At 71.5% G+C, this 11,466-nt stretch carries 9 protein-coding genes; 3 read left to right on the forward strand and 6 right to left on the reverse strand.

Annotation, left to right across the window (positions count from 1 at the left end):
* Positions 1-127: 127 nt before the first annotated feature.
* Together ACFVH5_RS07835 and ACFVH5_RS07840 are read left to right on the forward strand one after the other, a co-directional pair.
* Positions 128-1,357, forward strand: coding sequence for an MFS transporter (locus ACFVH5_RS07835; RefSeq protein ID WP_385832667.1), 1,230 nt, complete (start codon positions 128-130; stop codon positions 1,355-1,357).
* Positions 1,358-1,454: 97 nt separating this feature from the next.
* Positions 1,455-2,879, forward strand: coding sequence for a uracil-xanthine permease family protein (locus ACFVH5_RS07840; RefSeq protein ID WP_385832668.1), 1,425 nt, complete (start codon positions 1,455-1,457; stop codon positions 2,877-2,879).
* On the opposite strand, the gene ACFVH5_RS07845 is transcribed toward ACFVH5_RS07840, so the two are convergent.
* Positions 2,861-3,988, reverse strand: a complete 1,128-nt coding sequence (locus ACFVH5_RS07845; protein ID WP_385832688.1) for a glycoside hydrolase family 6 protein — start codon at positions 3,986-3,988, stop codon at positions 2,861-2,863. The two genes, ACFVH5_RS07840 and ACFVH5_RS07845, sit on opposite strands and share 19 nt — an antisense overlap.
* A gap of 172 nt (positions 3,989-4,160) precedes the next feature.
* Here ACFVH5_RS07845 and ACFVH5_RS07850 point away from each other — a divergent pair, with 172 nt between their 5' ends.
* Positions 4,161-4,892 carry a DUF5995 family protein gene (locus ACFVH5_RS07850; protein WP_385832669.1) on the forward strand — a complete coding sequence of 244 codons (732 nt, stop codon included), beginning with the start codon at positions 4,161-4,163 and terminating at the stop codon, positions 4,890-4,892.
* 342 nt (positions 4,893-5,234) lie between these two features.
* On the opposite strand, the gene ACFVH5_RS07855 is transcribed toward ACFVH5_RS07850, so the two are convergent.
* From ACFVH5_RS07855 to ACFVH5_RS07875, 5 genes are all read right to left on the reverse strand, one after another.
* Complete coding sequence (locus tag ACFVH5_RS07855) at positions 5,235-6,926, reverse strand: flavin monoamine oxidase family protein (protein WP_385832670.1); 1,692 nt, start codon at positions 6,924-6,926, stop codon at positions 5,235-5,237.
* 65 nt (positions 6,927-6,991) lie between these two features.
* Positions 6,992-7,780 (reverse strand): carbon-nitrogen hydrolase family protein, encoded by a 789-nt coding sequence (locus tag ACFVH5_RS07860; RefSeq protein ID WP_385832671.1) that lies wholly within the window; start codon positions 7,778-7,780, stop codon positions 6,992-6,994.
* A 240-nt stretch (positions 7,781-8,020) separates the two neighbouring features.
* Positions 8,021-9,220 carry an MFS transporter gene (locus ACFVH5_RS07865; protein ID WP_385832673.1) on the reverse strand — a complete coding sequence of 400 codons (1,200 nt, stop codon included), beginning with the start codon at positions 9,218-9,220 and terminating at the stop codon, positions 8,021-8,023.
* A gap of 307 nt (positions 9,221-9,527) precedes the next feature.
* The gene (locus ACFVH5_RS07870; protein WP_384810101.1) at positions 9,528-9,980 is read right to left on the reverse strand and encodes an Lrp/AsnC family transcriptional regulator; all 453 of its coding nucleotides are present in this window, start codon (positions 9,978-9,980) and stop codon (positions 9,528-9,530) included.
* A 10-nt stretch (positions 9,981-9,990) separates the two neighbouring features.
* Complete coding sequence (locus tag ACFVH5_RS07875) at positions 9,991-11,454, reverse strand: amino acid permease (RefSeq protein WP_385832674.1); 1,464 nt, start codon at positions 11,452-11,454, stop codon at positions 9,991-9,993.
* Positions 11,455-11,466 lie beyond the last annotated feature (12 nt).

Below are 11,466 nucleotides of genomic sequence, written 5' to 3' on the forward strand. Positions count from 1 at the left end.
ATCGATACGGACGTCTGCGGCGGGCGCAAAAACAATCTATCTATCAGGCAGGGTGCCTGATAGTTTACGGCCGCAGAGTGGAGAGACCACGGACGACTGCTGGGGTCGACAGACAGGGGCCGGGAGAATGAGCGAAGTGGTCTACGACCGGCGCGAGGTGAAGCGCTCCCGGTACGCCGTGGCGGCGGTGTTCGCCGTGCACGGCGCCGTCACCGGCTCGTTCGCGACCCGCGTCCCGTGGATCCAGGACCACGCCTCGGTGAGCGCGGGCCAGCTCGGCCTGGCCCTCGCCTTCCCCGCCATCGGCGCCTCCCTGGCGATGCCGCTCGCGGGCAGTGTCAGCCACCGCTTCGGCGCCCGCACCGCCCTGCGCGGACTGATGGCGCTGTGGACGCTCGCCCTCGCCCTCCCCGCACTCGCCCCGAACCTGCTCACCCTGTGCCTGACCCTCTTCGTGTACGGGGCGACGGCCGGCATGGCCGACGTGGCGATGAACGCCCTGGGCGTCGAGGTCGAGAACCGGCTGGACAAGTCGATCATGTCCGGCCTGCACGGCATGTGGAGCGCGGGCGCCCTGATCGGCTCGGCCGGCGGAACGCTCGCCGCGCACCTGGGCACGGACGCCCGGCTGCACCACGCGCTCGCGGCGGTGGTCCTCACCGTCCTCGGCACGGTCGCCTGCCAGGGCGTACTGGACCTGCGCGCCACCGAGGACGAGGAGGCGCCCCCGCGTTTCGCGCTGCCCCCCAGGTCGGCGCTGCTCATCGGCGCGATCGGGTTCTGCGCGGTGTTCGCGGAGGGGGCGAGCCTGGACTGGTCGGCGGTCTATCTGCGGGACGTCATCGGCACCTCGGCGGGACTCGCGGCCGCGTGCACGACCGCCTTCACCCTGACCATGGCGGTCGCGCGGCTCGCCGGGGACGCGGTGGTGGACCGGTTCGGCCCGGTGCGCACCGTACGGGTCAGCGGGCTCCTCGCCACCGCCGGCGCCCTGCTCGTCGTACTGGCGCAGAACGCGGTCCTGGCCATGACCGGCTTCGCGCTGCTGGGCCTCGGCATAGCCGTGGTCGTACCGCTCTGCTTCGCCGCGGCGGGCCGCAGCGGCCCCAACCCGGCCCAGGCCATCGCGGGCGTCGCCACCATCACGTACACCTCGGGGCTGATCGCGCCGTCCGCCATCGGAACCGTTGCGGACGCGACGAGCCTGGTGACGTCCTTCGTGCTGGTGACCGTACTGGCCTTCGGGCTCGCCGCGTTCGCCGGTGTCCTGCGGACCAGTGGCCGTACGTCGAGTGCCCAGGTCCCGGGCGCGCGCGGCGAGGTGGCGGACGCGAAGGTTCCGGATTCGCGGCCCTGAACCGGCCGCTCCCCCGGCTCACCCCTACCATGGCGCTGATCTTCACGTAAGGAATCCCGGACAGGCGTCCGGGGTGCAGAGAAAGCGGATACCCACCATGGACCTCGGCGTGCGCTGGAAACTGCACGGTGACGGGCGCACGCCCGCACCCGGAGCGGTCGTCCGCCCCGACGAACGGCTCTCGTGGCCACGGACGGCCGGCCTCGGCGCCCAGCACGTGGTGGCGATGTTCGGGGCGTCCTTCGTCGCGCCGGTCCTCATGGGCCTTGACCCGAACCTCGCGATCATGATGTCGGGCGTCTCGACGGTGATCTTCCTGCTCGCGACCCGCGGCCGGGTGCCCAGCTACCTGGGCTGCTCGCTCTCCTTCGTGGGCGTCGCCGCGGTGATCCGCGCGCAGGGCGGATCCAGCGCGACCGTGACCGGTGCCGTGTTCGTCGTGGGCGTCGCGCTGTTCCTGGTCGGACTCGCGGTGCGGCGGTTCGGGGCGCGGATCATCCATGCCGCGATGCCGCCCATCGTGACGGGCGCGGTCGTCATGCTGATCGGCTTCAACCTGGCCCCGGTCACCGCCGCCACGTACTGGCCGCAGGACCAGTGGACGGCGCTGCTCGTGATGCTGTTCACCGGCCTTGCGGTGGTGTGCCTGCGCGGTTTCTGGTCCCGCATCGCGATCTTCCTCGGCCTGGTCTTCGGGTACGGCATCTCGTGGCTCTTCGACCTCGCCCTCGGCCGGATCCACTCGGCCGACGCGAGCGGCAAGGTCACCGACCACTGGCGGCTCGACCTCTCCGGGGTCGGCTCGGCGGACTGGATCGGGCTGCCGGCCTTCCACGGCCCGGCCTTCGACTGGTCGGCGATCCTGGTGGCCCTGCCCGTCGTCATCGCGCTCGTCGCGGAGAACGCGGGCCATGTGAAGGCCGTCGGTGAGATGACCGGCGACTCGCTGGACGACAAGCTGGGCACCGCGATCTCCGCGGACGGGGTCGGCTCGATGCTCTCCACCGCCGTCGGCGGGCCGCCCAACACCACGTACTCCGAGAACATCGGCGTCATGGCGGCGACCCGGGTCTACTCCACGGCCGCCTACTGGGCCGCCGCCGGCTTCGCGCTCCTCTTCGGCCTCTGCCCCAAGTTCGGCGCGGTCGTGGCGGCCGTCCCCGGCGGGGTGCTCGGCGGGATCACCGTCATCCTGTACGGCATGATCGGCCTGCTCGGCGCGCAGATCTGGCTCAACGCCGGGGTGGACCTGCGCAATCCGCTGAACCTGGTGCCGGCCGCGGCGGGCATCATCATCGGCGTCGGCGACGTCACGATGAAGTTCACCGACACCTTCTCGCTGAGCGGTATCGCGCTCGGCACGCTCGTCGTCATCACCGGCTACCACGCGCTGCGGGCGCTGGCCCCCGCGCACCTCAAGTCGCAGGAACCGCTGCTGGACGAGGGCACGTCCTCCTACAGCTCCGAAGGCGGCCCCGAGGCCGGCTCCGGCCCGGCGGACGGTCAGCGCGCCAAGTCGTAGGCGTAGTCCGGTGTGAACGTCCCCGGCGTACCCCGGCAGCCGTCGGACTCGCCCGGCAGCTTCACCCACAGATAGGCGTCGATCCTGGCCTCCCCGGTGCTCAGGGTCGGCGCCTGTCCCAGTGCGCGGCCCGCGGGATCGCACCACTCGCCGTCGGCCGGGGCGCCGTTGCCGTTGCGGCTGGTGTCGATGACGGCGCCCAGACTCGCGGGGCCGCCGAGCGCGTCGAGGGTCCGGCGGACGTACGCGACCTCGTCGCCCGTGCGGTTGAAGTTGGAGACATTGCTGAAGATCCCGTCCGAGGAGGCGGCGGACGCGGCACCGGCCCGGCGCAGCAGCCCGGCCTGCTTCTGCGGCGAGTTCCAGTCCGAGTGACCCGCGTCGAAGTAGACCCGCGCGTTCGGATTCGCGGCCTTCAGAACCCGGCCCGCGCGGGCCAACGCGTGGAAACGGGCCGTCCGTTGCCCCTCGGAGAGACAGTCCGACTGGGCGATCGCGTCGGGCTCCAGGATCACCACGACCTCACGGCTGCCGAGGCCCGCCGCGATCTTCTCGATCCACCCGTCGTACGCACCGAGGTCGGGCGCGCCGCCCTGCGAGGCCCCGCCGCAGTCGCGGTCCGGTATCGCGTACGGGACGACGACGGGCACGCCGCCCTTCGCGGCCCCGGCCGAAGTGACCGCCCTGACGCGGGCGGTGATGTTCGACGGCGTGTAGTCCGCGAACCAGACCGCGGCGGGACGGTCGGCTATCCGGGACTCGATGACCGGGCGGCGCGGGTCGTCGGGGTTGGCCCGGACCCAGTCCAGGACCTGCGAGTCGCCGTGGCGGTACAGCCGCACGGACGCGGGCTCGGTCCTCGGCTTCGTCGCCGCGGACTTCGACGGCGTCGGGCCGGGCCTCGCCTTCGAAGCGGACGCGGACGCCGAGGGCGACGGGGAGCCGGAAGCCGACGAGGACGAAGGGGTGGGCCTGTAGGGCAGGGGCTGCAGGAACGGTGTGCCGGTCACGTCGGGTCGCGCCTCGTCGCCGCCACGGCCGTCGTCCAGCGCGGACATCACCCCCGTCACGGTGCCGGCCGCGACGACGGCGGTGGCCAGCGCCACCATGGCACCGCGCCGGGCGGCGCGTCGGCGCTCCGCCCGGCGGGCGGCCAGACGCTCGGCACGTCGGACTGACACGTGGTGCTCCCCCTCCTCCGGGCCCCGCGTAATCCCCCGTTCTGGGGAAGCGACCGGCCCGGCGGCCCGCGGCACAGCCTAGGCCTGGGACCCTGCCCCCATGGTGCGGTTGGAGCGCTTCGCGCAAGACACGGTCCTCGTCCACGGCCTCGACACGGTGGTACGCCGTATGCGTGCGCTCGACGCGCTCTGGCCCGAGCGGGACGGTGTCGCGGTCTTCAACCGGGTGTACCTCGCCGTCACGGAGGAGGTCTCCAGACGGGTGGACGCGGGGCACTTCCGCGACGTACGGGCCGCGGTCACGCTGGATGTGCGGTTCGCGGAGCGGTACCTCGGGGCGGTCGAGGCGGTCGCCCGGGACCGCCGGCCGCCCGCGTGCTGGCGGCCGCTGTTCCAGTTGCGGGGGCATCCGGGGGTACGCCCGCTGCAGTTCGCCCTCGCCGGTATCAATGCGCACATCGGGCACGATCTTGCGCTCGCGGTGGTGGACGCGTGTCGTACGCTCGGCTGCGAACCGGGGGAACTGGAGGACGAGTTCGACCGGGTCGGCGATGTCCTCGTCACGCTGGAGGAGCGGATTCGCGAGGACCTGATGCCGGGGCCCGACCTCCTCCAGATCGCCGATCCGCTGACCCACCTGCTGGGGGCGTGGAGCCTCGACCGGGCCCGGGACGCGGCGTGGTCCGCTGCGCGGGCCGTCTGGGCCTTACGGGAACTCCCCGACATGGCGGAGGAGTTCACGGACCGCCTGGACGCGGGGGTGGGCCTGGTAGGCCGCTGCCTCCTCACTCCGCTCACAGCGCCGCCGTACGCACCGCTGCCCACCCGATGACCACCTGCGGCCCCGGTCCCCTGGAGAGCCCCGGCCCGGGGCAGCGACCTGTCTGCGGCCCGGTGGGGGCTTGTCGCGCAGTTCCCCGCGCCCCTTTGGGGCGCCTCCATTCGGGCGGAGCGGCGCGCTGTCTGCGGGACCCTGACGAGGTGCCTCCGCGCACGCGCCCTGAAGGGGCGCGGGGAACTGCGCGCTCAGCCCCCACCGGGCCGCAGACAGGTCGCCACCCCTGGGGCCGGGGCCCCAAAGGGGCGCGGGGAACTGCGCGGCCCGCCCCCACCGGACCCGCAGCCGAAACCGCACAGCTCAGCGCAGCGCCCCGCACCCCCGGAGGGGGATCCCTCAGTCCTCCGGGAGTTCCAGCGGAGCGATCTCGTCGAAGACGTCACCAGGACCGGGGTTCACAGGATCCGTCCCGCCACCGAAGTGCCGCATAACCCCCCACACCGCGTTGAGCGCCGTCTGCACAGCCCCCTCCGCCCACCCCGCGGTCCACGAGATGTCGTCACCCGCGAGGAAGATCCCCCGCTTGTCCTCGGGCAGCCGATCCTGCATGAAATGCGTGAACAGGCGCCGCTGATAACGGTAGTGACCGGGCAGGTTGGCCTTGAACGCCCCCATGAAGTACGGCTCGTTCTCCCAGGACACGGTCACCGGATTGCCGATGACGTGCTTCCTGATGTCGACCTTCGGGTAGATCTCGCCGAGCGACTTCAGCATCACCTCCATCCGCTCACTCGCGGACAGCGGCAACCACTTCAGACTGTCGTCGCACCAGGTGTAGGAGAGGCAGATGACGGCGGGCCGGTCCGGACCGTTGTCGAGGAGGTAGGTTCCCCGCGTCATACGGTCGGTGAGCGTCATCGACATGACGTCCCGCCCCGTCTCCTCGTCCTTGTCAAGCCAGAACGGCCGGTCCACCGGTACGAACAGCTTCGAGCTCTCCATGTAGTGCGTGCGCTCGATCGCCGTCCAGTGGTCGATCGGGAACAGCGCGTCGTCACAGGCGACCTTGGACAGCAGCATCCAGGACTGCGCGGTGAAGATCGCCGCCCGGTACGTACGGATGTCCCCGGAGGCGTCGGTCACGGTGATCCGGTTGCCCGCGGTGCGGTTCAGCCGGGTCACGGCCGGCCGCGGCTCCCCGTCGTGCAGCGAGGCGAGCGAGGTCCCGTACGCCCAGTGCACGATCTTCTCGGGCTCGCGTTCCCACAGGCGCAGCGGCAACTGCTGGCTGCCGCCGACGATCCCGCGGTGGTGGTCGTCGGCCTCGGTGTAGACGACGCGCAGGATCTCCAGGATGGAGTTCGGGAAGTCGGTGTCCCAGCCGCCCGTGCCGAAGCCGACCTGCCCGAAGATCTCGCGGTGCCGGAAGGACTTGAACGCCGTGGAGTCGCAGAGGAATCCGTAGAAGGTCTGGTTGTCGAGCTTCTCGACGAGCTTCGCCCAGATCTCCCGGATGCGGGGGACGTCCCGCTCGCGCATGGCCTGGTTCATGTCGGAGAAGTCGGCGCCCTCCTCCAGGCAGGCGTTCCAGGCGGTGGCCACGTCCCGGTAGACCTGCGGCAGGTCGGCGAGCGTCCGGGCGTAGTGCGACTCGCCCTTGAGGTCGACGACGGTCGAGGGCGTGGTCTCGGAGAGCGGGTTGGGGAACGGCTCGGTCCGCAGCCCCACCAGGTCGATGTAGTGCTGGAGCGCCGTGGAGGACGGCGGGAAGCGCATCGCCCCCATCTCGGCGGTGAGGGAGGGGTCGCAGCCCTCGAACCCGACCGTCCGCAGCCGCCCGCCGATCTTGTCCGCCTCGTACACGACGGGCTTGAGGCCCATCTTCATCAGCTCGTACGCCGCCACGATGCCGGAGAGGCCGCCGCCGATGACCGCCACCTCGGTGCCCAGTTCGGTCGCGGGTATCTGGCCGAGTCCCGCGGGGTGCGCGAGGAAGTCGTCGTACGCGTACGGGAAGTCCGGACCGAACATGGTGATCGGCGGCTGGGCGTCGGTGTGCGGGACGGCGGGGGGCACCGTGGACGTCATGGGGTACGGACTCCTTGCGCGAAAGCTCGGGGTGGGGCTGATGGTGATCGTGCGAGCCGTGGTGTTCAGGCCAGGGACCCGTAGAGGCCGGGCCGGCGGTCCTTCAGGTACGGGTTGGCCTCGCGCGAGGCGGCGAGGAACACCGGGTCCACGTCACCGAGGACGAGTTCCTCGGTGCGGCCCGCGCGGGTCCGGGCCCCGCCGTCGGGTCCGGCCAGGGTGGAGAGCCCGACGAACTCGAACTCCCCTTCCGTGCCGACCCGGTTGACGTACGCGACGTACAGCTGGTTCTCGAAGGCCCGCACGGGTACGACGGATTCGGCGACGAACTGGAACGGATGCATCTGGGCCGTGGGCACCACGAGCAGATCGGTGCCGGCGAGGGCGTGCGCGCGGACGTTCTCCGGGAACTCCACGTCGTAGCAGATCATGAGCCCGACACGGAGACCGTCCAGCTCGGCCTGCACGACCGGCTCGTCGCCGGGGGTGAACCACTCCTGCTCGAAGCAGCCGAAGAGATGGGTCTTGCGGTAGTTCGCGAGGCGCGTGCCGTCGGCGGAGATGAGCTGCGCGGAGTTGAAGACCAGGTCCGACGCGCGTTCCGGGTAGCCGTAGACGACGGCGAGGCCGTGCCGGCCGGCGATCTCGGCGATCTCGTCCGCGGAGTCCCCGTCGGCGGGCTCGGCGAGCCGGTGCACGTCGGCGCCGATCGCGTAGCCGGTGAGGAACAGCTCCGGGGCGATCAGCAGCCCGGCGCCCGCGGCGGCGGCACGGCCCGCGGCCTCGTCGAGGACCTTGAGGTTCCCGACGACGGATCCGGGGCGGCCGGAGCTCTGGAGCAGGGCGGTGCGCATGCGTGTTCCTCACCGGACGGAAGGGGTGTGGGGGGCCGCGACGGCAGCCAGATAGACGGTACGGGCGGGGGGTTCGGGCGGACAAGGAGCAGCCGTTGCGCGTCGGCGCACGAATCGTTGCGTCCACCGGCACTCACGCGACGATTCGTTGCGCGCGCCGGGCCCGAAAGCTGTCATCGGACGTTTCGGGCGTCATCACCGCCTCCGACCTGCCGGGTACGAAGGGCGGACGGGCCGGCGTCACGGTCGTGCCGCGGCTTCCGGCGTTCTGGCCGCGCGCCTCCCGGCGGCGACGATCAGCGCCGTGAGGAGGTAGGGCACCGCGGCCAGTACGAAGGCGATGGCGTGCGAGGCCGCCGACCCGACCACCGCGTAGGCGCCGAACACGGCGACGGTGGTCAGGTCGGTGCCGACCCCGGCGACGGAGGTCAGGGTGGCCCGGCCGGTTCCCTCGATGCTGTCCTGGAGCCGGACGTCGGCCATGACGCTCGCCAGCTGGAACCCGCAGAACGCGAGCGCGACCAGGCCGATCCCGGCCGGCGTCCGAGCCCCCGCACCAGCGGCGAGCGCCAGCGCGGAGCCCGCCAGGATCCCGGCGAACCCGCCCCTGCCCAGCCGCTGTGCCGGTCCGGCCAGCAGCCCGCCGACCGTCGCTCCCGCCCAGATCAGCAACAGCCAGTGCGACACGTCGTTCTCGGCGACCCCCGTGTCCCGGACGAGCAGGGGCGTGTACTCGTCGAGCGCGCCCCACACCGCAGTGACGGCAGGTACGAGCAGCAGGGCGGCGTGTACGGACCGGTCCCCGCGGGCCTCGGCGAACCCGGCCCGCAGCGGCCCGACCCGCCCCTCGCCGGACGTGACCCCGAGGTCCACCGCCCGGTGCTCGGGGAACCGTGTCGCGACGGCGGCCGTCAGCAGACAGGCCAGCACACTGGCGGCCCCGACCAGCGGATAGCCGCCGTACGCGAAGACCGGTCCGGCCAGGCCCATCGCCGCCATCACACCCACGAGCCCCGCCGCACGGGCCCGGCCCATCACACGTCCGTAACCGTCGGCGGCACCGAGCCGGTCGAGCTCCTCGTACACCAGCGCCTCCAGCGCGCCGGAGCCGAGCGCCCCCTTGATACCCCAGAGCACGAACCCGAGGGCGAACGCCCAGTACGAGGGCACGAGCACCCAGAGCGTGAATCCGGCGGCGGTGAGCAGCGGCCCGACCCACAGGAGCAGCCTCCGTGAGACGGCGTCGGCCCAGGCGCCGGACGGTATCTCCAGCACGACTCCGGTGACGGACCAGAGGGCGAAGAGCGAGGAGATCTGCCACACGATGAGCCCGCTGTCGGCGAACAGCAGCGCGTACACCGGATAGAGCAGCACGAAGTCGTCGAGAAACGCGTAGCCGTACAGCACGACGGCCAGCCGCCGCGCGGAGGAGAGTGTCATGGGGCCTTCCCGAAAGAACCACGAAGAGTCCGGACGCCGAAACACGGCATCCGAGGCGGCCCTCGGGAGGCACAACGTCTAACTCAATGTCGCCAGATCACACACAAATGCTAGCCCGCCCGTTCCTAGGGGCGCGGGGAACGGCGCAATCTTTTGGCTTTGCCCCTTCAGGGGCGCGGGCAACGGCGCGATCCTCCGCCGTCAGGGGCGCGGGGAACGGCGCAGTCTTTTGCTTTTGAGGGGCGCGGGGAACGGCGCGACCAGCCCCCACCGGACCCGCAGCCGAACAACGCCCCCCGTGGAAACGTCACGTCGGGGCCCCGGAAGAAAACCTCCGCAACAACGGCGAGAGCACCAGCACGGACTTCGTCCGCTCAACGAACGCCTCCCCCGCGATCCGCTCAAGCACCCGCTCGAAGTGCCGCATGTCGGAGGCGAACACCTGCACCACCGCATCCGCCTCCCCCGTCACGGTGGAAGCGGCCACCACTTCCTGATACCGCTCCAGCCCCCGCTGGATCGTCTCCGGCGAAGTGTTCCGGCGGCAGTAGATCTCGACGAACCCCTCGGTCTCCCACCCGAGCGCCGCGGGGTCGACCCGCACGGTGAACCCGGTGATCGCCCCGGTGGCCCGCAACCGGTCCACCCGCCGCTTCACGGCGGGCGCGGACAGTCCGATCTCCTGCCCGATGTCGGCGTAGGAGCGCCGGGCGTCCTCGGCAAGGGCGTGCACGATACGTTCGTCGAGATCGTTCAGCACTGCGGGTGGATCACTTCTCTGGAGTGGCGAGACGGGAGCGGCGATAGCCGTAACTGAAGTAGAACACGAGCCCGACAGCCATCCAGACCCCGAAGACCACCCAGGTCACGGTGTCGAGGCTGCCCATCATCCACACGCAGAAGCCGAAGCCCAGCGCGGGCATGAGCGGCGACAGCGGCACCCGGAACGTGCGGGGCATCCCGGGCTGCGTACGCCGCAGGACCACGACGGCCACGTTCACCAGCGCGAAGGCGAAGAGCGTGCCGATGCTGGTCGCGTCGGCGAGCTGTCCGAGCGGGATCGCGGCGGCGAGGACACCGCAGAACGAGGACACGATGACGGTGTTGACGCGCGGGGTCCCGCTCTTCTCGTGGACGCGGGAGAAGACCTTGGGCACGAGTCCGTCGCGCGACATGGCGAAGAGGATGCGGGTCTGCCCGTAGAGCACGGTCAGGACGACACTCGCGATGGCGATGACCGCGCCGGCCGCGAGCAGCGTGCCCCAGACGGCGTCGCCGGTGACGTCCTTCATGATCCCGGCGAGCGCGGCCTCCGAGTCGGTGAACTCCCGCCAGGGCATGGCACCGACGGCGACGGCCGCGACGAGCACGTACAGGGCGGTCACGATGATCAGGGAGAGCATGATCGCGCGTGGCAGGTCGCGCTGGGCGTTCCTGGCCTCCTCACCCGCGGTGGAGGCGGCGTCGAAGCCGATGTAGGAGAAGAAGAGGGTCGCGCCGGCGGCGCTGACGCCGGCCATGCCGAGCGGCATGAAGTTCTCGTAGTTGCCGGAGCGGAAGCCCTGCACCCCGATGACGCAGAACAGCAGCAGCGCGGCGATCTTCACGACGACCATGACGGTGTTGGCGCGCGCGGACTCGCGGGCGCCGCCGAGCAGGAACGCCATGGCGAGCAGCACGACGAGCAGCGCGGGCAGGTTGAAGATCCCGCCGTCGCCGGGCGGCGCGGAGAGCGCGTCCGGGATGGTGACGCCGATCGTGCCGGCGAGCAGCTCGTTCAGGTACTCGCCCCAGCCGACGGCCACGGCCGCGACGGAGACGCCGTACTCCAGGACGAGACACCAGCCGCAGATCCAGGCGATCAGCTCGCCCATGGTGGCGTACGTGTACGAGTACGAGGATCCGGCGACCGGGATCGTGCCCGCGAGTTCGGCGTACGAGAGGGCGGAGAAGAGCGCGGTGAGTCCGGCGATCACGAAGGAGACGGTGACGGCCGGGCCCGCCTTCGGAACGGCCTCGCCGAGCACCACGAAGATGCCGGTGCCGAGGGTGGCGCCGATGCTGATCATCGTCAGCTGCCACAGTCCGAGGGAGCGGCGCAGGCTGCCGCCCTCGCCCTGGCCGCCCTCGGCGACCAGGGTCTCCACGGGCTTGCGGCGCATCAGGCCTCGTCCGCCGGGCTCGGCGGACGGGGGACGACTGCGGGACTGCGGTGGTGCGCCGTGGTCGTGCACGCGGGTGGCTCC

The organism is Streptomyces sp. NPDC127119 (assembly GCF_042677425.1).
Lineage (GTDB): Bacteria > Actinomycetota > Actinomycetes > Streptomycetales > Streptomycetaceae > Streptomyces.

Coding starts and splice junctions, on each gene's coding strand:
- ACFVH5_RS07835 (WP_385832667.1), top strand. CDS start 128: ATGAGCGAAGTGGTCTACGACCGGCGCGAGGTGAAGCGCTCCCGGTAC.
- ACFVH5_RS07840 (WP_385832668.1), top strand. CDS start 1,455: ATGGACCTCGGCGTGCGCTGGAAACTGCACGGTGACGGGCGCACGCCC.
- ACFVH5_RS07845 (WP_385832688.1), bottom strand. CDS start 3,988: ATGGTGGCGCTGGCCACCGCCGTCGTCGCGGCCGGCACCGTGACGGGG.
- ACFVH5_RS07850 (WP_385832669.1), top strand. CDS start 4,161: ATGGTGCGGTTGGAGCGCTTCGCGCAAGACACGGTCCTCGTCCACGGC.
- ACFVH5_RS07855 (WP_385832670.1), bottom strand. CDS start 6,926: ATGACGTCCACGGTGCCCCCCGCCGTCCCGCACACCGACGCCCAGCCG.
- ACFVH5_RS07860 (WP_385832671.1), bottom strand. CDS start 7,780: ATGCGCACCGCCCTGCTCCAGAGCTCCGGCCGCCCCGGATCCGTCGTC.
- ACFVH5_RS07865 (WP_385832673.1), bottom strand. CDS start 9,220: ATGACACTCTCCTCCGCGCGGCGGCTGGCCGTCGTGCTGTACGGCTAC.